Here is a 19,938-nt window from a genome sequence, read left to right on the forward strand (position 1 = left end):
ACGGTGTTCGAGAAGTTCACAGCGGGTGCCCGCACGACCGTCACCAGGGCACTCGAAGAGGCCCGACTGCGTGGCGACCGCCGGATCGGGACCGAGCACCTCCTCCTGGGCATCCTCCACGAGCCCGACTCGGCGGCGGTCCGGTGCCTGGGGATCGACCTCGACGACGCCCGGACCGCCCTGGCGGATCTGGACCGGTCCGCGCTGGCCGCGATCGGGATCGACGTCCGGGGGGTCGAGCGGCCACCCGTCCCCGCCTCGCGCAAGCGCACGCCCTTCACCTCCGGCGCCCGCTCGGTCCTGCCGCGCGCCCTCGGGGAAGTGAAGCAGACGGGCGGTCGGCGCCTCGGGCCTGAGCACCTGCTGCTCGCGCTCCTCGACCGCGAACGTCCCGATCCGGCGGCCGAGTTGCTGGGGCTGCTGGGCGTCGACCGTACGGCCGTCCGGCAGCGCCTGCGGGAGACGGACGCTGCCGCCTGAGGGCGCGCAGGGCGCCGGCCGGGCCGTAGGCGGCGTTGCGGGCCCCAAATCCCGCTTGTCGGGGCCCGGTTGGTTCACGTAGGGTCTCCGGTGTGAACACCGGACCGGCGCTACGCCACACACGGACGGGCTACCCGGTGGAGGGCTGATCCCTCCGCGGGTGCGCAGAAGGCACCCCCTCGGTTCGGCACGCGGACCTCCCACTGCTCGCGCATCGCGAGTCCGTTTTCCGTGCCGAACACACCGAGGCCAACCGCATGACAGTCACGTTCAACCACACCATCATCGCCGCCAAGGACCGCGCCGAGTCGGCCCGCTTCTTCCGCGAGCTGCTGGAACTGCCGGAAGCGCCGTCCTGGGGCCCCTTCACCAACATCCAGCTCCCCGACGGCGTACTGCTCCAGTTCGCGGAGCCGCCGGTGGAGATCCAGATGCAGCACTACGCCTTCCTGATCGACGACGAGTTGTTCGACCGGGCGTACCGGCGGCTCCGCGACCGCGACATCGAGCACTGGGCCGATCCCCAGATGCGCCGCCCGGGCGAGACCAACACCGAGCACGGCGGTCGGGGCGTGTACTTCAAGGACCCCGCCGGCCACGCCATCGAGTTGATCACCCGCCCCTACCTGTAGTCGACCACCCGCGAGCCGGTGGCCGCCCGCGACCCGGACCGGTCGCCGCCCGCGCGGCGACCGGTCGGCGTACCGCAGGCGGCCACCGGCCACCCGCCCGCCGGGTCGTCATGCCGTGGCGGCCGAACGGCGCTTGAGTTCCTCGCCCGACACGTCCTCCAGGTGGGTCAGGAAGACCCAGATGTGACCCGAGGGGTCTTTGAGGATGACGGTGCGGTCCCCGTGGAACATGTCCGTCGGCGGTTGGAGGATTTCGGCTCCGGCCGCCCGCGCGCGCTCCGCGAGGCCGTCGACGTCCGGCACGAAGACGTGCAACGTGACGGACGTCCCTCCGCCGAGGGCCGCCGGCGACGCGAAGGAGGCGGCTTCCGCCTCGTGGGCGCCCGCGTCGCCCAGCATCAGGACGGACCCTCCTATGGTGATCTCGGCGTGCAGGACGCCGCCGCCCGGAGCATCGATCCTGAAGTCCTCGCGCGCCCCGAACGCCCGCCGGTAGAAGTCGATCGCCGCCGCGGCGTCGTCGACCATGATGTGCGGGATCACCGCGTAGCGGTAGCGGTCGGGGATCAGGGCGTGCGCCGGGGCGTAGTCGGCTTCGGTGCGCTCGGTCATGGTGGACCTCCTTCTCGGGCCGCGGGACGGTCTCCCGCGGGCCTGGGGAGGAACGTAGAACCTCATGTTCGGTTGAGGTCAACCGGTGACCGCGGCACGGGCGGGAACGGCCCGTCCTCACCCGGTCGTGTGATCATGGCCCGTCGACACACCCGCGCCTCATGGGGGGAACCATGCGCACCCGGACCACCACCGTCACCGTCACGAAGGGCCTCGTCGCGGCGCTCGCGACCCTGCTCCTCCTGTCCGCCTGCACCACATCGGACGAGGGGCGGCACGGGGGCGCCGGCCCCGCCACTCCCGCGCCCGCACAGAGCGGCGACCCCGCGTCGGACGGGTACCAGGGGCCCCGGCCGCAGGACCAGAACCTGCTGGCCTGGACCGGCGACCCCAATGACGCGGGGCACGTCACCGCCCAGTCCGCCGCGGGCGTGGGCGGGCGGATCACCCTCGTACGCGTGGTCCTGCGGGAGCGCATCACCTGGTCTGACATCTGGCTCGGCCTCGCCGGGGTCGATCCGAACGCCCAGCTGAGCAATTGCTACCTCGGTGTGTACGACGGCTCCGGCACGCTGCGCGCGGCGACCCCCGACATCTCGTCGCAGCTGACCGGCGAGGCCATCGCCAAGCCGCTGGCCCTGGGCAAGCCGTTCACCGCCGCCCCCGGGACCTATTTCATAGCCCTCCTGCTCAACGGCAACTGGGCCACCAACGCCCTCACGCTGAAGTCCACGGGGGCCGGCATCTCGGTCAACGCCGGTCTGGCGCCGCCGCAGCTGCGCTACAGCACCGTCCTGACCGGCCAGACGGCGTTGCCCGCGACCGTGAACCTCAACGAGCAGTCCACCGGCATCATCAACACCGGCTGGGGCAGCCAGTGGTACGGCATCTCCTGAGCCGAGACGATCCGCGCGCACCCGAACCGGAATGCGCACGTGCGTACGAGGAGTGAGTGAAACGGGCCGCCTCCCGGCTGCGACCCGGGCGTTTTCGGCTTCCCTTTGGCAAAGGGACAGTTACCGACATGTCTGCATTGTGCAACACGGGGCGATTTGCTGATGTCCGGTGGCGTCCGTGGGCCAAAGTATGGCTTCTCGGTCATATGCCGAGAACCGCTCGGAGTCCGCCCCGCTCGTACGAACCCCGGGGCGGGCCAACGTTGGAAGGGGTCATTTCCTTGTCTGCTTCTCTCACTCCCCGCCGTCTCGTCGCCACGTTCCTGGCCGCCGGCGCCCTGGTCGGCGCCGCCGCCCTGCCGGCCACCGCCGCCGGCGACCACGGGAACGGCCGCCACGCGCACTCCTCGGTCGTCATCGGCTCCGTCCAGCACGAGAGCCGCGGTCACAACGACCGTTCCAACCACGCGCTGAACCGGGAATGGGTCGAGGTGAAGAACACCGGCCGCCACGGGGTCGACCTGCGCGGCTACACCCTGACCGACCAGCAGGGCAACCGCTACCGCTTCGCGGGCCTGCGCCTGGAGGGCGGTCACAGCGTCAAGGTCCACACCGGCCAGGGCCGCAACACGCACAGTGACGTCTACCAGAACCGCCGGCAGCAGATCTGGGACGCGCGCGACACCGCGACCCTGCGCGACGACCGCGGTCGCGTCATCGACACCGAGTCCTGGGGCGGCCGCCAGGGCCGCGGTCACCACAGCTGACCCATCCGCGCGTCACGTCCCACCCCAACGGTGACGTGAACACCTTTCGGTACGGCGCGCCCCGGGACTCCTCCCGGGGCACGCCGTACCCGCCTCCCCGCGAGTAGGATCCGCACGGGCGCGGACACCTCGGTGGTTCCGCTTCGGATCGACCGGCCACAGCGGGGGGTTTGACTTGATATCGACTCTGATGCGCCGTGCGCGCGGCGCGCTCGCCGTCACCATCGCCACCGGCGCCCTGCTCACCGTCTCCGCGCCGGCCCAGGCGGCCGCGGCGCCGCCCGTGACGGCCGCCGGCGCGTTCCTCATGGACGGCACCACCGGGGCGACGCTCACTTCCAAGGCCGCCGACACCAGGCGCCAGATGGCGAGCACCACGAAGATCATGACGGCGGTGGTGGTCACCACCCTGCCGTACCTCGACCTCGACAAGAAGGTCACGGTCAAGCAGGAGTACCTGGACTACCTGGTCCGGGAGGGCGCGAGCTCGGCCCACCTCAAGGCCGGCGCCCGCCCGACGGTCCGTCAGTTGCTGTACGCGCTGATGCTTCCCTCGGGTTGCGACGCGGCGTACGCGCTCGCCGACACCTTCGGCACGGGCACGACGACGAAGGCGCGCACGGCGGACTTCATCGCGAAGATGAACGCCAAGGCGAAGTCGCTGGGTCTGGGCAACACCGTGTACGACTCCTTCGACGGCATCTCGCCGACGGGGAACAACCTCACCACCCCGCGCGACCTCGCCAAGCTCACCAAGTACGCGATGGGCCGCGGCGTTTTCCGGACACTGGTGAAGACCGCGTCGATCAGCACCGGCGCCACCTCCACCGACGCGACCTGGTCGAACAGCAACCTGCTGATCCGGCCCCGGCCGACCGGGTACGGGTACCCGGGTGCGATCGGCGTCAAGACCGGCACCGGCACGGCGGCCGGCAAGTGCCTCGTCTTCTCCGTGACCCGGAACGGCAAGACGATCATCGGTGTACTGCTGCACGACGAGGAGCGGTACGCCGACTCGATGGCGCTCTCCGACTGGGCCCTGGGTCCGGCCGCCGGCTCCAAGACCGCTCTCCAGCGCAGCAACACGGAGCCGATCCCGGACGTGCTCGACTGACGGTGGACGTGGGCGACGACGGTCGTCGCGCGAGGACGTGAAGACGGGAGGCGGATACCCCCGGTATCCGCCTCCCGTCGTGACAGGGGCCGGGGTCAGTGGTCGTCCAGACGGGCGCTGATCAGGTACGCGGCCTCCTCCGACAGCCTCGCGCGCCTGCCTTCCCGCGACTCGGCGCCCAGCGCCAGGCGCAACGCCAGTTCGGTCCGCAGCATCGTCGTGCGCGGTACGGGAACCCGCTGCCCGGGCTTCTCCGTGAACGGCTGTAGTTCCACCGCGGCCGCTTGCGCCTCGTCCGAACCGCTGCGTCGCAGGGACAGGAACACGCGGGCGAGCCAGTCGGCGGGAATCGTCACCATCGAATCGGTCATGCCCCTGCAACGATCGAGACCCCTCGCAGGTCAGCCCCGACCGATCGGTCGACGGCGCCCGCCCGCGCCCCGACCCCCGCAGCCGGAGCGGGAGCGCAGGGACGCTCCTGAGCGAGGTCGCGGCCCGGCCGGCGGGCGCTCGCATCCGCGAGGTGTCGACGGCCGTCTTCGGCGTGCACCCGGTGGAGCCGGCGTCGCGCGCCCACACGGGACTGCGGCCGCCGGCCCTGGAGCGGCTCGCCGAGGGCCGTCCGGACGGTGCGGTGGGTCGGTTGGAACCGGTCCGGATGGCTGGTCAGGTCCTGATGACGAAGCGACCGGGCACGGTGCGCGGCATCCCGGCCACGCCCCAGGAACCGTGGGTGGAGTTCTACGGCGTCTTCGCGGAGCCGGGCGAGGTCCTCGCCGAGGCGGCCCTGTCCTCGGACTTCCTCGCGGCCGCGGTGCTCTCTGCGGCGACGCGGGAGGAATGCGAGAAGCGCTGCGGGCGCCGGGGCGCGTTTCGAGTCGGAGATCGTGATCGACTGACCCTCGCGGCGGCCTCCGCCCCCGGGCCCCGCGGGGGCACCGGGGCGGAGGGCGTGGGCGGCCGGTGACGCCGGCGCCCCTCGCCGGGGCCGGTGGCTCCCCCTCCTCGCACGGTTCGATAAGGTCCGGGGTCGCATGGGACCGATCGAGGAGTGCTTGTATGACCAGCGGAACGCCTTCGGCCCCCTGTGATGCGGCGACGCCTGACGCGGCCCCCGACGGGGACGAACGGATCACCCGTATCCGCAGGCGTCTGGAGCGGCTCATCGGCATCGCCGCGACAGAGGGCAACAGTCTGCGTCCGCTGCGCAACGGCGACGAGATCTTCGCGGCGATGCTCTCCTCGATCGAGGAGGCCCGCCACACGGTCGACATGATGACGTTCGTCTACTGGCGCGGGGACATCGCCCGCCGGTTCGCCCGGGCGCTGGCCGCCCGCGCACGGGCCGGCCTGCGGGTGCGGCTGTTGCTGGACGGGTTCGGCAGCCGTCTCATAGAGCCCGAGCTCCTGGAGGAGATGGGCGCCGCGGGAGTCCAGGTCGCCTGGTTCCGCAAGCCGCTCTACCTGTCCCCGCTCAAGCAGAACCACCGCTGCCACCGCAAGGTGCTGGTGGTGGACGAGCGGACCGCCTTCACCGGGGGTGTGGGCATCGCCGAGGAGTGGTGCGGTGACGCGCGCAACGAGCGGGAGTGGCGTGACACGCACGTCGAGGTGCGGGGCCCGGCGGTCGACGGGATCGCCGCCGCGTTCGCCCAGAACTGGGCGGAGTGCCACACGGAGCTCTTCGACGACCGGGACCGCTTCGTCGGCCATGAGCCGGCGGGCGACGCGATCGTGCAGGTCGTACGAGGATCGGCCAGCTTCGGTTGGCAGGACATGCAGACCCTGATCCGGGTGATCCTGGAGTCGGCCCAGGAGCGGGTGCGCCTGGCGACCGCGTACTTCGCGCCTGACACGTACTTCGTCGATCTGCTGTGCGCGACGGCGCGCCGCGGGGTGGAGGTCCAGATCCTGCTGCCGGGTCCCCACACCGACAAGCGGGTGTGCCGGCTGGCGGGTCAGCGCCACTACGAGGCGCTGACCGCCGCCGGCGTGGAGATCTTCGAGTACCAGCCGACCATGATGCACGCGAAGGTCATCACCATGGACGGCGTGGTGTCGTTGATCGGCTCCACGAACTTCAACAGGCGCTCCCTCGACCACGACGAGGAGGTCATGCTCGCCGTCATGGACAGGGAGTTCACCGCGGTCCTCGACGCGCATTACGACACCGACCTCAAGGTCAGCGACCCGGTCCGCCCCGGTAGGTGGAAGAACCGTTCACTCGCGCAGCGCGCCCGGGAGGCCGCGGTGGTCCCCATCCGCCGCTACCTCTGACGGCCGCCGTCCCCGCCCCGCGCGTGGTCGCCGGAGCGGCGCTGTGCGCCGGGGCTCGGGGAGAGCGCGTCGGCCGCCTCTCCCGGCTCGCCGTCCGCGAGCTCGTCCTCGGGACCGCGCTCGGGACCGCGCTCGGCGCGTTCGGCTTCCCGGCGTGCTTCCTCGTCTCCGGCCTCACCGGGGGCCTGGGACGGGGTGGTGCGAGACGGTTCGTTCCGTTCGCGATCGGTCATGGTCGCATCCTTTCCTCTCCACCGGCCGGCGAGCGCGTCGGTGGGCGTAACCCCGCCTACCCGGTCGCGTGCGTACCAAGCGGGTCGAAAGGGTCCCGGCGTGCCCGGGGGTCAGCCGTGTGCGGCGAACGCCTTCGTGAAGGCGAGCGGCGCCTGGACGACGGAGGAGCAGGTCGGGTCGGCGTAGTTCTTGGCACCGCCGGGGCACTGGCGGTCGCGGGCGCCGGACCACATCGCGAGCCGTCCGATGCCCTTGGAGCGGGCGAAGGCCGCCAACCGCGTGGCGTCCTCGACCGTGAAGACCTCGGTGGCGACATCGTTGACGCCGATCATCGGCGTCACGGCCACCGTCTTCCACGCCGCGCCGTCCGAGAGGCCGAGGACCCCCTTGATCTGTGCCTGGGTGGCGGTCGCCGCCTGGATGGCGTACCCGCCCATGTCCGCGGTGTACGCGGGACCGTAGTCCATGGCCATGATGTTGACCGCGGAGATCGCCACCCCGTTGCGCCGGGCGTCGGCGAGGAGGTCCAGGCCGGCCTGCGTCAGACCCTCGGGCATCACCGGGAGGGTGAAGGAGACGTCGAGTCCGGGGTGGCTCTTCTGGAGCTGTGCGACGGCCTGGGCCCTGCGGGTGTTCGCGGCGGTGTCGGGCAGGGCGGCGCCCTCGATGTCGAAGTCGACCTTCGTCAGCCCGTACGCGTCGACGACCTTGCCGTAGGCGGCGGCGAGGCCGGTGGCCGAGTCGCACGCCAGGGCCAGCTCGGAACCGGAGGCGCCGCCGAACGACACGCGTACGTCCCCGCCCTTGGCGCGCAGGGCCGGGAGCTGGGAGGCGACGCGGTCGTCACCGAGCGCGGTGGTCCCGCCCCACAGCGGGGTACAGCCGCCGCCGGAGGTGACGAAGGCGAGGTTGAACTCCTTGACGCCGGTCTGCGCGACGGTGTCGAGGAGGTCGTAGGACGGGTAGAGCGAGGTGTCCACGTACGGCGCGAAACCGGCGGTGGTGGTGCTCCCCCCGCCCGTGCCACCGGTGGGGGCCGGCGTGGAGGGGGTCGGCGCGGTGGGTTTCGTCGTGGGGTCGGCCGTGGGGTGGGCCGTGGGTGCGGTGGACGGGGCCGGTGTCGGGGCGGCGGTGGGGCGCGTGGTCGGCCGCCCGCTGGGGACGGGTGTGGCGCCGGTTCCCGCGGAGCACTTCTCCTTGTTGATGAGGCAGCCCGTGGGGTCGCCGGCGCCGCCGTTGGCGGAGGTGACGAATCCGACGGTCAGGGAGGCGCCCGGGGCCAGTCCGGCGGTGTCCCAACGGGGCGGTTTGACCGTGACGTGTCGGCCGCTGACGGTCTGTTCGCCGTTCCAGAGGGAGGAGAGGGACGTGCCGGCCGGCAGGTCGAATTCGAGGGTCCAGTCCCTCAGCGCCGCCCCCGTCCGGTTGGTGACGACGTACTGACCGGTGTAGCCGGTGGTCCAGCTGCCGGACTTGGTGAACACCGCCCCGACCGAGGCCGCTTGGGCGGTACCGGTCAGGACGACGGCGGTGGCGCCGACGGCCGCCGCGACGGCCAGGGCCGCTGCCGCCTTCGCCTTGGTGCTCGTGGTGCGGCGATGGGAATTGCCAGCCATGGTGGACCTGCTTCTGCCTGGGGGATGAGGGATCGACCAGCACGCTAGCGACCGCGAAACGGACAAACGTGCGGTTCTCTCCCCCGCTCGCAGACCTTGAGGCGCCCTTAAGGAAGAGATCGGGGCCGGTTAATGACCCGACCGTCGGTGCCTGCCGGCAGGATCGGGGGCATGACGACCGTGCTTGACACCGACATCGAACGGGCCCTCCCCGGCACGGGGACCGGTGGTCCGGGGGCAGGCGGGGCCGGGTGAACCGCCCGACGCACGGCGCGCTGCACCACATCGAGATCTGGGTGCCCGACCTCGACCGGACGGTGGACGCGTTCGGCTGGCTGCTGGAGGCGTTGGGGTACGCGCGGTTCCAGAGCTGGAGCAACGGACGGAGCTGGCGGCTCGGGGCGGTCTACCTCGTCTTCGAGGAGTCTCCGGCGCTCACGTCCGTCCACCACGACCGTCGCCGCCCCGGGCTGAACCACCTGGCGTTCCACGTGGAGGACACCGCCGCGGTGGAAGCGCTGGCCACCGAGGCGCAGCGGCACGGCTGGCGCCTGATGTTCGGCGACCGGCACCCGTACGCCGGCGGTACGGGGCATTACGCGGCCTACCTGGAGAACGAGGACGGCTTCGAAATCGAGCTCGTCGCGATCCCCTGAGCCACGGGCCCCTCGTGCGGGTCCCCGGTCCGGGTCCCGCCGGGCCGCCATCCGGATGCGGGGTCCGGCCATATGGGGGAAGCTGGCAGGGCGGCGACCGGCGACGGAGACGGACGGGCGAGGAGGCCTCGTGGACGGTTCAGGAGACAGCCGGCGGACGTGCGCGCCCCGGGCCGGAGTGCGGACGGCCGGGCTGCTGTGTGCGGCGGTGGCCCTCGCGGCGACCACCGTTCCCGCCTCCGCGCGGACGGCCCCCGCGGCGGCGGCCGATCCGCCGGCCGAGCCGGTGGTGGTCGTCGACTGCTTCTCCAAGGCCCAGGTACGCCCCGACGAATACCTGCTGGCCTGCGGGGACGGCAACAACAACCTCGTCCGGCTCCGCTGGGAGACCTGGGGACCGCGGGTCGCGACGGCCACGGGAACCGACATGGTCAACGACTGCCGTCCCTACTGCGCGGCCGGCCGCTTCCACCCGTATCCCGTGACCGTGACCCTCGCCAAGCCGGAACCGTGGCCCGACCGCCCGGGTGTGCGGCGCTTCACCACCATCCGGCTCCTGTACACCCACACCGCGCCGGCCCCGGGCCCCAAGGACGTGACGCTCAAGCTGGTCTACTGACCCGGTGCCCCGGGGCTTCCCGGCCTCCGGGACGGCCCGGGTACGTCAGCCTTGCGGGCGCGGCAGGCGTACCCCCGTGCGGCGGGCCGACCCCGCGTCCGTGACGTCGAGGAACACCTGGTTCAGCTCGGACCACCGTTCCTGGAGGTCGGTTCGAATACGGACCATGGCGTCCTCGACGGTCTCGCTGTCGTAGCCGGCCGTCAGGTCTATGCCGGCCGCCAGGAGCGCCGAGTCGGGCCCGAGACGCATCGTCAGCAGGGAGGTCACCGTGTCGATCTCCGGCTGGCTTTCGAGCAGCGCGCGGATCTCGCCTTGCAGGCCGGGGTCGACCGCCTCGCCGATCAGCTGGGTCCGGGCCTGCTTGCCGAGCACGTAGGCGACGTACACGAGCAGCACGCCGATGAGGACCGAGGCCCCCGCCTCGTAGGCCACCTCCCCCGTCACCATGTGCAGCGCCATGCCCGCCATGGCGAGGATGACGCCCAGGCAGGCCGTGCTGTCCTCCGCCAGGACGGTGCGCAGGGCGGGGTCGCGTCCGGCACGTACCTCCGCCGCCACGCCGCGTCCGGACGCCCGTGCCGCGCGGCGCACCTGGAGCACGGCCCGCAACAGCGAGACGCTCTCGGCGAGGAGCGCGACGAAGAGCACGATCAGGCCGATCACGTACCCGCTGTGCGATTCCCCGCCGCCGGAGCGAAACGCCTCCACGCCCTGGAAGACGGAGAAGCAGCCGCCGGTGACGAAGATGCCGACGGCGGCGAGCAGCGACCAGAAGAAGCGTTCCTTGCCGTAGCCGAACGGGTGCCGGGTGTCGGCGGGGCGCCTGCTGCGCTTGACGGACGCCAGCAGGAAGACCTCGTTGATGGAGTCGGCCACGGAGTGCGCCGCCTCCGAGAGCAGGGCGGGCGAGCCGGCGATGATGCCGCCGATGGCCTTGGCCACGCAGATGGCGAGGTTGGCCGCGAGCGCCACCCACACGGTGAGCCGGGTCTCGCCGTCCTGTCCGCCGTTCTGTCCGCCGGCCTTCCCCTCCGGGCGCTCGGGCCCGGTCGTCCGCGTGGCCCCCTCTGCGGTCATCCGCGTACCACGGCGCGCACGTTCTCGACGCTGCCGCAGTCCGCGGCCAACCGGCGCTCCCGTTCGCGCAGGAACGCGACGGCCAGCTCGGCGCGCCGGTGGTCGGGCACGCTCTCCCGGGCACCGTTGAGGATCGTCCGCTCCTCCTCGTCGATGTGGTGGGACACCGCCTTCGCCAGTTCCTCCAGGCGCTCGTCCCACTCGTCCGAACCGACTTCGGACACTTCGAGCAGCGCCAGCAACGCTTCGTTCCCCTCGGCGTGCTCCTCGCTGCCGTGCTCCACCTCCTCGTCGTCGACGCCCTTGAACCGCTTGAGAGCTCCGTAGACCTCGGCTTCCTCGGCCTCGCCGTGCGCGATGAGCAGCGCGGCGAACTCGCGCAGGGCCGCCGCCCGGTCCGCTTCCACGCTCCGCATCCGACGGAAGAGGTCCTCCATCCGCCGGTGGTCCTCCAGGATCACCGCGACGACGTCCTGTTCCACAGCCATGGTCCACTCCTGCTCGCTACGCGCCGCGCCGCCCGGACGGAGAGGGCTCCCGGCCCCCTTCCGACCGCCGGGCGCGGCCGCCTGACTCCGGTTGGTCACCTTCGGGGGTGCTCGCTCCCGGCGAATTCAAACGTGGCGCCGTGGGGGGACGTCTGCGGCTCGGGCGAGGTCAGGGGGCGGCGGCGCTGCTCGCGCCGGGCGCGGGCGCCCCTCCGGCAAAAGCGCGCGTTCTTGAGTTCCGCGGGCCGCCGGCGCGTGTTCACCACGTCGAGGAACCGTTCGTGCACCACGGGTCGGTGACGGAGGCCCTGGCCGTCCGGTCGGCCATCCGGCGCGCCAGGACGTAGCCCAAGGGGTAGGGGCCGGTGACGTGCGGCTGGGCGAGGTCGGCGAGCGTGGAGACCTCCCAGGCGGCGTCGACCACCACCTTGACGTGTGCGAAGTAGGCCTGGGCGGGTGCCCGCGGGTCGGCGCCCTTGCGCAAGCACCCGGCCGGGCACGACGGGTGCAGGAGGGCGCCGGTCATCCCCTGCCCGTATACCGGGTTGAAGCCGGCCACCGCGTCGCCGACCACGAACAGGCCGCCTGGCAGGCGGTCCAGGGACCACCAGCGCCTTCGGAACGAGGGGCCAGGCTGTAAGTCCGGACATCACCGATCACCTCGCAGGCGTCGGCCACCATGCGCAACGGCGTCGCCTCCATCTCGCCCAGCCGCCGGACGAATTCGGCGTTGTCGCGCGTCGGGCGACGGTCGGCGTACACGGCGATCGCCGCCATCCACTGGTCTTTCTCCACCGCGGCCAGGTCCCGTGTCGGGTTGCCCGGACGTGGCGACGGGGGGCGGTCGGTGCGCAACGGTCACGCCGGGCGGCTCGCCGGCCCGGCGGAACCGGGCGGTGGCGTAGCCCAGGTCGATCCGCATCCGGTCGACCGGCGGTTCCTCCAGCCTGCTCCCCAGCCGGCCGGTCAGTCGGCTGGAGCGGCCCACGGCGTCGACCGACGCGTCGGCGGTCAGCGTCTCCACCGGGCCCGGCGGGCGCGCCGCGGACGGACGCCGCCGACCCGGTCGCCCTCCGCCACCAGCCCGACCGCCCTGGCGGTGACCACCTCGACGTACTCGTCGCCGAGCGTGCGCCGGCGGATGTGCTGCTCCAACAGATCACGGCCGGCTCGGATGCGTGCGTTGCCGGGTACGTCGACCTTGCGGACGGCGCCGCGAACAGTCGGATCTCGCTCCTCGATCGGAGCACCACGCCGGCGGCGACCGGTTCCCGGGGCATCCCCGGCAACCACCGCTCGACCTGGGTGCGTCCCATGTCGAGCAGCGCGTGCAACCGGCCGCTCTGCGGGACGCCGCCCCTGGCGCCGCCGGTCACGAGATCGTCCGGCTCGACGATGGTGACGCGAACGCCGGCGCTCCGCAGCGCCCTCGTCGCGGCGAGCCCCGTGACGCTGCCCCCCCAGGACCACTGCGTGCCGCGTCCGCTCCCCTTCCTTCGCACCCACGCGCTCGCGCCCTCGCCCCGGGACGCGCGCCAGGCGGGCACGGGCATGACAGCGCCCTGGGGGCCGAAGTGCGTTGCGCCCGGCGGCCGGTGGCGTGCGGCGCCCGGGATGGATGCGGAGGGTTTCGGACAACTTCTAGCTACAGGAGGGGCAGAGTCCTCGATAGGTGACGTCGACCCCGGAGACCGTGAAACCGAACCGCTCTTCGGCAGGGAGGTCGCAGAGCGGGTCGCCGGCCGGACGGACATCGCGGATGAGGCCGCAGCCGGAGCAGACCAAGTGGTGGTGCGGATGGCGGGCGTTGGGGTCGTAGCGCTTGGCACGGCCGTCGGTGGAGAGCTCCACGACCTCGCCCAGGGAGACGAGTTCGCCCAGGGCGTTGTACACGGTGGCGCGAGAGATCTCCGGCAGCAGCCGTACCGCGCGGGCGTGCACCTCGTCGGCCGTGAGGTGGACGTGTTCGCCGTCCAACACCTCCGCAACCACCCGCCGCTGGGAGGTCATTCGCCAGCCTCGTGCTCGCAGCCGCTCCAGCAGGTCACTCATATCGGCTCACCCTTCTGGTCCGGTCTTCCGATCCGGCTTCCGGTCCGGCGGGACCGCTCGAAATCCACTCGCGCACGCGCGGAATCCGACTGGATACGGGCTTGGTGTGCTTCTTGACTTGGATTCCGTCCATCGTAGGATCGGTTGCGTTGACAGCCAAGGGACACGAAAGATTCCACAGCGGCAGGAGACGAAGACGTGAGCGGCCACCGCCCGGGTACCGCGCGGTGCCGACGTGCGCGTGGCGGCGGCACCGCGTCCCGCCGCCGGAGACCGTCCGGGACGGTGACCACCTCGGCGTCGAGGCGACCGACGACGCCGAGGCCATCTACTGGGGGCCTGTGCCCCGTTTGATCGACCGCATGCAGAACCGAGCACCACGATCCGCCTGGTCCGGAAGGATTCCCATGTCTGAGAACCATGATGCAATCGTCGTAGACGCCAAGACGGAGGGCCAAGGCGGCTGTCCCGTCGCCCACGAGCGCGCCCCGCACCCCACGCAGGGCGGCGGGAACCGCCAGTGGTGGCCGGAGCGGCTCAACCTGAAGATCCTTGCCAAGAACCCCGCCGTCGCCAACCCCCTCGGCGAGGACTTCGATTACGCCGCGGCCTTCGCGTCCCTCGACCTCCCCGCCGTGAAGCGGGACATCGCCGAGGTGTTGACGACCTCGCAGGACTGGTGGCCCGCCGACTTCGGACACTACGGCCCCCTGATGGTCCGCATGGCCTGGCACAGCGCGGGCACCTACCGCATCAGCGACGGCCGGGGCGGCGCCGGTGCCGGGCAGCAGCGCTTCGCACCGCTCAACAGCTGGCCGGACAACGGCAACCTGGACAAGGCCCGTCGCCTGCTGTGGCCGGTCAAGAAGAAGTACGGCCAGAGCATCTCCTGGGCCGACCTCATGATCCTTACCGGCAACGTCGCCTTGGAGTCGATGGGCTTCGAGACCTTCGGCTTCGCCGGTGGTCGCGCGGACGTCTGGGAGCCCGACGAGGACGTGTACTGGGGTCCGGAGACCACCTGGCTCGGTGACGAGCGCTACACGGGCGACCGGGATCTGGAAAGCCCGCTCGGCGCGGTCCAGATGGGCCTCATCTACGTCAACCCCGAGGGCCCCAACGGAAATCCGGACCCGCTCGCCGCGGCCCGCGACATCCGTGAGACGTTCCGCCGGATGGCGATGAACGACGAGGAGACCGTCGCCCTGATCGCGGGAGGTCACACCTTCGGCAAGACCCACGGCGCCGGCCCGGCCGACCACGTCGGCGCCGACCCGGAGGCCGCCCCGCTGGAGGCGCAGGGCCTGGGCTGGAGCAACAGCTTCGGCACCGGCAAGGGCGGCGACGCCATCACCAGCGGCCTTGAGGGCATCTGGACCGACACCCCGACCACCTGGGACAACAGCTTCTTCGAGATCCTGTTCGGCTACGAGTGGGAGCTCTTCAAGAGCCCCGCCGGGGCGCACCAGTGGCGACCGAAGGACGGCGCCGGGGCCGGTACCGTGCCCGACGCCCACGACGCGTCGAAGAGCCACGCGCCCACGATGCTGACGACCGACCTCTCGCTCCGCTTCGACCCGGCCTACGAGCAGATCTCCCGCCGGTTCCTGGAGAACCCGGACCAGTTCGCCGACGCGTTCGCCCGCGCCTGGTTCAAGCTGACCCACCGTGACATGGGCCCGAAGGTGCGCTACCTCGGCCCGGAGGTCCCGTCTGAGACGCTGCTCTGGCAGGACCCGCTGCCCGAGCTGACGCACGAGCTCGTCGACGCGGCGGACGTCGCGTCCCTCAAGGAGCAGGTCCTCGCCTCCGGGCTGTCGGTGTCCGAGCTCGTGTCCACCGCGTGGGCGTCCGCCTCGTCCTTCCGCGGCAGCGACAAGCGCGGCGGCGCCAACGGCGCCCGCGTCCGCCTCCAGCCCCAGAGCGGTTGGGAGGTCAACGAGCCCGACCAGCTGGCGACGGTACTGCGCACCCTGACGGGCATCCAGGAGTCCTTCAATGCCGCGCAGGCCGGCGACAAGCGCATCTCGCTCGCCGACCTGATCGTCCTCGCGGGCGCCGCGGCCGTCGAGAAGGCCGCCCGGGACGCCGGCTTCGACCTTCCGGTGCCCTTCACCCCCGGTCGGGTGGACGCCACCCAGGAGCAGACCGACGTCGAGTCGTTCGCCGCGCTGGAGCCCGCCGCCGACGGCTTCCGCAACTACCTCGGCAAGGGCAACCGGCTTCCGGCCGAGTACCTGCTCCTCGACCGGGCGAACCTGCTGAACCTGAGCGCTCCCGAGATGACCGCCCTGGTCGGCGGTCTGCGCGTGCTGGGAGCCAACCACGGGCAGTCGTCGCTCGGCGTGCTCACCACGACGCCCGGGACCCTGACGAACGACTTCTTCGTCAACCTGCTCGACCTGGGCACGACGTGGACGGCCGCGTCCCAGGACGCGAGCACGTTCGAGGGGCGCGACGCCGCCACGGGCGAGGTCAAGTGGACCGGCAGCCGCGCCGACCTCGTCTTCGGCTCCAACTCGGAGCTGCGGGCGCTCGCCGAGGTCTACGCGAGCGATGACGCGAAGGAGAAGTTCGCCAAGGACTTCGTCGCCGCGTGGGACAAGGTCATGAACCTGGACCGGTTCGACCTCGTCTGATCCGACGTCGGGGCCGGCCCTTCGGGGGCCGGCCCCGACGCGTTTCCGCGCCGCCGGCCCGGGGTTCGGTGGAAGCCCGGCCCGCGGCGTGCGCGCACGTCGACGGGGGCTCACCGCCGGGTACTCCCCGGGTAGCGGTCGCACCGCGAGCGGTCGGGCTGCCGGGGCGGTCCAACCAGGCGGCAGGAGTGGCCGGTTGTCGCCGGTGGCGGGTGCGGGCCTGGCATGATCGGGCCTCACGTTACTTGCCAGTAACGCGACTCGCCCTACCAGAAGGTCCTCACGTACGTGCGCAAGCTCGCCATACGCGTCCTGCTCCCCGGCCTCGCCACCTTGGCCCTCACCGCCACCGGCTGCTCCTCGACCGGACACCCCGCATCGACGGACGCCGCAAGTCCCGTACCGGTAAGCCCGGTTGCCGACGACAGTCGACACCTCGACGTCACGCCGGCCCCGCAGGACGCCGTCTCGACCGCAGCGGTCACGCGCGCCGAGGGCGCCGGCAAGGGGGCGCCGGTGAAATCGTCGCTCAAGGTCGCCTCCTACGATCCTGCGACGCGGCGGGCGGTCATCGCCCCGCCCCCCAAGGGCGACGGTCCCGCACCGAGCCCCTCCCGCGATCGCGCGCCCGGTCGCTCCCCGGACCACTCCCCGGACCACTCCCCGGCCCCCTCCCCCGACAAGCCCGTCGCCGTCGGCGACGTCATCGCCAGCGCACCGGCGCCCGGCGCCCCCGACGGCCTGCTCGCCAAGGTCACCGAAGTAGGCAGGCAGACCGATCGCGGCACCGAGGTCACCACGGCCGCCACTCCCCTCTCCTCCGCACTGGGCGACGACAAGGCGGACGGAAAGGTCCCCGTCGACCCGGCCGCCGTCGCGGTGGAGCCCCTGATGAAGGGCGTCACCCTCTCCTGGGCGAAAAGCCAGGGGGCGCGGTTCGGGCCCGAGGGCGCCAAGCTGCCCCTGGGCAACCTGCGCCTCGACCTGAACGCCCCGATCGACACCGCGCCCGACGCCCCCGTCTCGGCCGGCGCCTCGGTCTCCGGCTTCGTCCAGCTCGCCCCCACGGTCGAGTTCGCGTACGACGGATCGGGCGGCTCCGGACCACGTTCGGCCTTCCTCGGCATGAGCGGCGACTGGTCCTCGCAGTGGAGCCTCAAGGGCCACGCCGCGGCGAGCACCGGCGCCCCCAAGCGCATCCCGTTCGCCAAGCTGCACAGCTCTCCGGTCATCCAGGTGGGCCCCGTCCCGGTCGTCGTCAATCTCGACCTGACCTGCTACGTACAGGTGGAGGCCGACGGACGCGTCTCCCTCGACGTGCGCCAGGACGTCAAGGGTGACTTCCGGGTCGGCGGCAGCTACGCCACGGGCAAGGGCTGGACCCCGGTCAGTACGTCGAACGTCCACAGTTCCCCCGTGAAGGCCGAGGTCAGTGCCGCGGGTCGGGTCAAGGGGGCCCTCGGCGCCGAGGCCGCCGTCGGTCTGTACGGTGCCGTGGGCGTCTCCGCGGACTTCGCCCCCTACCTGCGCGGCGAGGCCGACGTGAAGGCGTCCGCGTCGACGGACGGCAAGACCGCCGTGAACGCCGCCTGGGCGCTCTACGGTGGCTTCGACCTGAGCGGGCAGCTGCACCTCCAGTTGTCCCTGTTCGGCACCCCGGTCCTCGAACGCCGCATCCCGCTCGGCACCCTCAACCGCGAGTGGCCGCTCACCGCGGGCAAGTCGGCCCGCTAGCCAGCGCGCCCGCCCCGGCCGCTCGCACGGAACCCCGCGCGGCGCAAGCCGGGCCGGCGGCTGCACTCGTTTGCTTGCTCCGCATGGTGGGGCCCCCCGATGTGCTGCATCGTGACGGCGAGTGGACATCTCCTCACGTCGTGGGGGCCTCACGGCACCCAGCCGTGCTCGGCCGTCACGCGACGGTCAACCCGGACGGAGCGTTCTATGAGTGACTACCCCCCACCCCAGGCCGGGGACGAGGAGCCGTCGGCGGAAGCGGCCGCCGGCCCCGGTGACACCGCGGTCACCGCCACCGGCGACGACGGCCTGCGCATGCTGTTGCAGACGGCGGTCGCCTGCCGCCCCCTGGAAGAGGTCGCGGACCTGGTGACACTGCTGCGGCGGTCCGGCCAGGTCCCCGACGCCGCCAACGAGGCGCTGCGCGCCGCCGCCGTCAGCCGCCCCGTCGAGGACGTCGTCTCCCTCGCGCTGCTCCTGAGCAACGAGGAGGAGGCCGCGCCGCAACCCGAACGAATAGTGCCGGCCGAGCGGACGCAGCGGCGCGGGACGCGTGCCGACCGCCCGAGGAAGGCCGCACGACGCCGTTCCCCACGGCCGCCCGGGGCGCCCGGCCGGGGACTGCGGTGGCCCACCGTGGCCGTCCTGGTCGCGTCGGCGATCGCGTACCTGCCCCGGCACCCGTCACGCCTGCTGTCCGAGGGCGGCGCGGGAAGCTGGCTCCTGCTGGTCGCCGCGGCGGTGTGCGCGGCGCTCGCCCTCTGCCTGGTGGTGCGGGATCGCACCAGGGTGTGGGCCGCCGTGACCCTGACGGGCCTGGCGATCCTGGCGGTGCACGCCTTGGCCGCCGTGACGGGATTTTCCCCTCTGAGCGGCGCCGTCGGCGGCATCCTGCCCTGGTCCACGGGCTTCGCGGTCCTCCTGGCGGCCTTCGGCGCCGCCCTCGCGGGCATGGCGCTGCTCTACCGGTCCGAGGAAACGACCGCGGACCCCGCGGACCCCGAGCCCCTCGTGCACCCGGTGACGGACCCGCTCGACATCGTCCTGGCGCACGACGACCACGAGGACGCGGACGCCGCCGAGGCGCAGACGACGACCCCGTAAGGCCCTTCTGTCGATCGGCGCCGCTCCCCTGCCCCGCACGGCAGCGGCGCCGTCCGGCCCCCGCCGGTCACCGGGCGCCGCCCGCCCCCCGCCGGACGAGGGCGATCTGCCCGTCCACGGCCGGGAACTCCGACTGGCGTCCCATGCGCGCCAGTTGCCCGCGGTATCCGAGCAACGCGTCGACGAGCAGGTCGGATCGGGCGGGTTCCAGCTCGTGCACGCGCCGGGCGGCGGTGACGGATTCGGCCAGGAGGGCCAGGGCGATGTCCGGCCGGTCGGCGAAGTCGCGGCGGGCGTACTTCCCCAACGCGACGGCGAGAAGCGGCAGATAGGCCAAGGGGCTCACTCGGACGAGCACTCGGTAGGCGGCGACCCGCTGTGCGACCGAAGGCTTTTCCGACCCGAGGAGGGCCACTCGTGCTCGCAGTACCGCGTCGTGATTGATGTTCCCCGATTCGCTCATGACGGCGATTCTGAATGCCGCACAGGTGGTCGAACAAGGGCAATCGGCTGTGCGCTCGGTCCTACGAAAATGCCCTCTGACCTGTCATGATGGATACGTCTTCACCCTTGTGACCGCCCGCGTCGCGGCGCACACGTGGTCGGTGCGCCCTCGACGCGAAGTCGGGCGCGGCGCGACAGTCGACCGAGATCCGTCGGCTTAAGTCGTGCGGATGGGGTCACACGCGCTGCATGAGCGCACCCGAGGACTCCCCCAACCCCGAGACCGCGTCACGCGGTTCCCGCGTCGACGGGACGGCCGCGGCCGAGCGACGCGCCGCCGCGGCCGACACCGCGGGTGGGCGTACGGACGCGGGGACGGACGCGCCGGCCGTGCCGCCCGCGCCCCTCGTGGAGAAGACGCGCGCGGCGGGGCGCGCCCTGCGGGACGCCGTCGCTCGCACCGGACGGCTCCGGACGGCCCTGCGCGCCAGATC

General features: G+C 72.3%; 24 protein-coding genes. 13 read left to right on the plus strand and 11 right to left on the minus strand.

Annotated features, from left to right (window positions below; translation table 11 throughout):
- Positions 1-3 precede the first annotated feature (3 nt).
- Complete coding sequence (locus E6R62_RS27150; protein WP_136216112.1) at positions 4-480, plus strand: Clp protease N-terminal domain-containing protein; 477 nt, start codon at positions 4-6, stop codon at positions 478-480.
- Positions 481-737: 257 nt separating this feature from the next.
- The gene (locus E6R62_RS27155) at positions 738-1,112 is read left to right on the plus strand and encodes a VOC family protein (protein ID WP_136216113.1); all 375 of its coding nucleotides are present in this window, start codon (positions 738-740) and stop codon (positions 1,110-1,112) included.
- A 108-nt stretch (positions 1,113-1,220) separates the two neighbouring features.
- On the opposite strand, the gene E6R62_RS27160 is transcribed toward E6R62_RS27155, so the two are convergent.
- Complete coding sequence (locus E6R62_RS27160) at positions 1,221-1,724, minus strand: VOC family protein (RefSeq protein WP_136216114.1); 504 nt, start codon at positions 1,722-1,724, stop codon at positions 1,221-1,223.
- A 173-nt stretch (positions 1,725-1,897) separates the two neighbouring features.
- Between E6R62_RS27160 and E6R62_RS27165 the strand changes: the two genes are divergently transcribed.
- The 3 genes from E6R62_RS27165 (at position 1,898) to E6R62_RS27175 (ending at position 4,501) form a co-directional block, all read left to right on the plus strand.
- Positions 1,898-2,620: a hypothetical protein gene (locus E6R62_RS27165; protein ID WP_136216115.1), complete on the plus strand. Its 723-nt coding sequence runs from the start codon at positions 1,898-1,900 to the stop codon at positions 2,618-2,620.
- A gap of 281 nt (positions 2,621-2,901) precedes the next feature.
- On the plus strand, positions 2,902-3,387 hold the full coding sequence (locus E6R62_RS27170; protein WP_240801934.1) for a lamin tail domain-containing protein: 486 nt from the start codon (positions 2,902-2,904) through the stop codon (positions 3,385-3,387).
- 190 nt (positions 3,388-3,577) lie between these two features.
- Positions 3,578-4,501, plus strand: a complete 924-nt coding sequence (locus tag E6R62_RS27175; RefSeq protein WP_136216117.1) for a D-alanyl-D-alanine carboxypeptidase family protein — start codon at positions 3,578-3,580, stop codon at positions 4,499-4,501.
- A 95-nt stretch (positions 4,502-4,596) separates the two neighbouring features.
- On the opposite strand, the gene E6R62_RS27180 is transcribed toward E6R62_RS27175, so the two are convergent.
- Positions 4,597-4,872, minus strand: a complete 276-nt coding sequence (locus tag E6R62_RS27180) for a hypothetical protein (RefSeq protein WP_136216118.1) — start codon at positions 4,870-4,872, stop codon at positions 4,597-4,599.
- Positions 4,873-5,024: 152 nt separating this feature from the next.
- Between E6R62_RS27180 and E6R62_RS27185 the strand changes: the two genes are divergently transcribed.
- A complete protein-coding gene (locus E6R62_RS27185) occupies positions 5,025-5,468 on the plus strand; it encodes a hypothetical protein (protein ID WP_136216119.1) in 444 nt (147 codons plus the stop codon).
- A gap of 92 nt (positions 5,469-5,560) precedes the next feature.
- The gene (locus E6R62_RS27190; RefSeq protein ID WP_136216121.1) at positions 5,561-6,778 is read left to right on the plus strand and encodes a phosphatidylserine/phosphatidylglycerophosphate/cardiolipin synthase family protein; all 1,218 of its coding nucleotides are present in this window, start codon (positions 5,561-5,563) and stop codon (positions 6,776-6,778) included.
- On the opposite strand, the gene E6R62_RS27195 is transcribed toward E6R62_RS27190, so the two are convergent.
- Together E6R62_RS27195 and E6R62_RS27200 are read right to left on the minus strand one after the other, a co-directional pair.
- Positions 6,769-7,011: a hypothetical protein gene (locus E6R62_RS27195; protein ID WP_136216122.1), complete on the minus strand. Its 243-nt coding sequence runs from the start codon at positions 7,009-7,011 to the stop codon at positions 6,769-6,771. The genes E6R62_RS27190 and E6R62_RS27195 overlap by 10 nt on opposite strands.
- Positions 7,012-7,122: 111 nt before the next feature.
- Entirely contained in the window at positions 7,123-8,628 is a 1,506-nt protein-coding gene (locus E6R62_RS27200) for a cellulose binding domain-containing protein (RefSeq protein ID WP_136216123.1), read from the minus strand.
- A 251-nt stretch (positions 8,629-8,879) separates the two neighbouring features.
- Here E6R62_RS27200 and E6R62_RS27205 point away from each other — a divergent pair, with 251 nt between their 5' ends.
- Positions 8,880-9,284, plus strand: a complete 405-nt coding sequence (locus E6R62_RS27205) for a VOC family protein (protein WP_136216124.1) — start codon at positions 8,880-8,882, stop codon at positions 9,282-9,284.
- A gap of 130 nt (positions 9,285-9,414) precedes the next feature.
- Entirely contained in the window at positions 9,415-9,903 is a 489-nt protein-coding gene (locus E6R62_RS27210) for a hypothetical protein (protein WP_136216125.1), read from the plus strand.
- Between the two features lie 45 nt (positions 9,904-9,948).
- Here the strand turns inward: E6R62_RS27210 and E6R62_RS27215 are convergent, their stop codons facing one another.
- The 6 genes from E6R62_RS27215 to E6R62_RS27235 all read right to left on the minus strand — a co-directional run bounded on the left by E6R62_RS27215 (position 9,949) and on the right by E6R62_RS27235 (position 13,523).
- Positions 9,949-10,983 (minus strand): cation diffusion facilitator family transporter, encoded by a 1,035-nt coding sequence (locus E6R62_RS27215; protein WP_136216126.1) that lies wholly within the window; start codon positions 10,981-10,983, stop codon positions 9,949-9,951.
- Positions 10,980-11,471, minus strand: a complete 492-nt coding sequence (locus tag E6R62_RS27220; protein WP_136216127.1) for a hemerythrin domain-containing protein — start codon at positions 11,469-11,471, stop codon at positions 10,980-10,982. The genes E6R62_RS27215 and E6R62_RS27220 overlap by 4 nt, the downstream gene beginning before the upstream one ends.
- Positions 11,472-11,730: 259 nt before the next feature.
- Complete coding sequence (locus tag E6R62_RS27225; protein WP_136216128.1) at positions 11,731-11,997, minus strand: hypothetical protein; 267 nt, start codon at positions 11,995-11,997, stop codon at positions 11,731-11,733.
- Positions 11,994-12,266 (minus strand): hypothetical protein, encoded by a 273-nt coding sequence (locus tag E6R62_RS27230; RefSeq protein WP_136216129.1) that lies wholly within the window; start codon positions 12,264-12,266, stop codon positions 11,994-11,996. Before E6R62_RS27230 ends, E6R62_RS27225 begins: the two co-directional genes overlap by 4 nt.
- Positions 12,267-12,482: 216 nt before the next feature.
- The gene (locus E6R62_RS39820; protein WP_168714199.1) at positions 12,483-12,626 is read right to left on the minus strand and encodes a hypothetical protein; all 144 of its coding nucleotides are present in this window, start codon (positions 12,624-12,626) and stop codon (positions 12,483-12,485) included.
- Between the two features lie 486 nt (positions 12,627-13,112).
- Entirely contained in the window at positions 13,113-13,523 is a 411-nt protein-coding gene (locus E6R62_RS27235; protein ID WP_136216130.1) for a Fur family transcriptional regulator, read from the minus strand.
- A gap of 407 nt (positions 13,524-13,930) precedes the next feature.
- Here E6R62_RS27235 and katG point away from each other — a divergent pair, with 407 nt between their 5' ends.
- From katG to E6R62_RS27250, 3 genes are all read left to right on the plus strand, one after another.
- Positions 13,931-16,162 (plus strand): catalase/peroxidase HPI, encoded by a 2,232-nt coding sequence (gene katG, locus E6R62_RS27240; protein ID WP_136216131.1) that lies wholly within the window; start codon positions 13,931-13,933, stop codon positions 16,160-16,162.
- Between the two features lie 288 nt (positions 16,163-16,450).
- On the plus strand, positions 16,451-17,896 hold the full coding sequence (locus E6R62_RS27245) for a hypothetical protein (protein WP_136216132.1): 1,446 nt from the start codon (positions 16,451-16,453) through the stop codon (positions 17,894-17,896).
- A 207-nt stretch (positions 17,897-18,103) separates the two neighbouring features.
- On the plus strand, positions 18,104-19,000 hold the full coding sequence (locus E6R62_RS27250) for a hypothetical protein (RefSeq protein WP_136216133.1): 897 nt from the start codon (positions 18,104-18,106) through the stop codon (positions 18,998-19,000).
- A 67-nt stretch (positions 19,001-19,067) separates the two neighbouring features.
- Here E6R62_RS27250 and E6R62_RS27255 read toward each other — a convergent pair whose 3' ends face one another.
- Positions 19,068-19,463 (minus strand): hypothetical protein, encoded by a 396-nt coding sequence (locus E6R62_RS27255; protein ID WP_136216134.1) that lies wholly within the window; start codon positions 19,461-19,463, stop codon positions 19,068-19,070.
- A 230-nt stretch (positions 19,464-19,693) separates the two neighbouring features.
- On the opposite strand from E6R62_RS27255, the gene E6R62_RS27260 reads away from it, so the two are divergent.
- Positions 19,694-19,938, plus strand: a 245-nt coding sequence (locus E6R62_RS27260; RefSeq protein WP_206308855.1) for a hypothetical protein, incomplete at its 3' end; no start/stop codon positions are given.

Origin of the sequence: Streptomyces sp. A1136, from assembly GCF_004795055.1 — a bacterium.
Taxonomy (GTDB): domain Bacteria; phylum Actinomycetota; class Actinomycetes; order Streptomycetales; family Streptomycetaceae; genus Streptomyces.

Coding starts and splice junctions, on each gene's coding strand:
- E6R62_RS27225 (WP_136216128.1), bottom strand. CDS start 11,997: ATGACCGGCGCCCTCCTGCACCCGTCGTGCCCGGCCGGGTGCTTGCGC.
- E6R62_RS27175 (WP_136216117.1), top strand. CDS start 3,578: ATGCGCCGTGCGCGCGGCGCGCTCGCCGTCACCATCGCCACCGGCGCC.
- E6R62_RS27180 (WP_136216118.1), bottom strand. CDS start 4,872: ATGACCGATTCGATGGTGACGATTCCCGCCGACTGGCTCGCCCGCGTG.
- katG (WP_136216131.1), top strand. CDS start 13,931: ATGTCTGAGAACCATGATGCAATCGTCGTAGACGCCAAGACGGAGGGC.
- E6R62_RS27220 (WP_136216127.1), bottom strand. CDS start 11,471: ATGGCTGTGGAACAGGACGTCGTCGCGGTGATCCTGGAGGACCACCGG.
- E6R62_RS27190 (WP_136216121.1), top strand. CDS start 5,561: ATGACCAGCGGAACGCCTTCGGCCCCCTGTGATGCGGCGACGCCTGAC.
- E6R62_RS27255 (WP_136216134.1), bottom strand. CDS start 19,463: ATGAGCGAATCGGGGAACATCAATCACGACGCGGTACTGCGAGCACGA.
- E6R62_RS27250 (WP_136216133.1), top strand. CDS start 18,104: ATGAGTGACTACCCCCCACCCCAGGCCGGGGACGAGGAGCCGTCGGCG.
- E6R62_RS27200 (WP_136216123.1), bottom strand. CDS start 8,628: ATGGCTGGCAATTCCCATCGCCGCACCACGAGCACCAAGGCGAAGGCG.
- E6R62_RS27235 (WP_136216130.1), bottom strand. CDS start 13,523: ATGAGTGACCTGCTGGAGCGGCTGCGAGCACGAGGCTGGCGAATGACC.
- E6R62_RS27195 (WP_136216122.1), bottom strand. CDS start 7,011: ATGACCGATCGCGAACGGAACGAACCGTCTCGCACCACCCCGTCCCAG.
- E6R62_RS27160 (WP_136216114.1), bottom strand. CDS start 1,724: ATGACCGAGCGCACCGAAGCCGACTACGCCCCGGCGCACGCCCTGATC.
- E6R62_RS27155 (WP_136216113.1), top strand. CDS start 738: ATGACAGTCACGTTCAACCACACCATCATCGCCGCCAAGGACCGCGCC.
- E6R62_RS27165 (WP_136216115.1), top strand. CDS start 1,898: ATGCGCACCCGGACCACCACCGTCACCGTCACGAAGGGCCTCGTCGCG.
- E6R62_RS27215 (WP_136216126.1), bottom strand. CDS start 10,983: ATGACCGCAGAGGGGGCCACGCGGACGACCGGGCCCGAGCGCCCGGAG.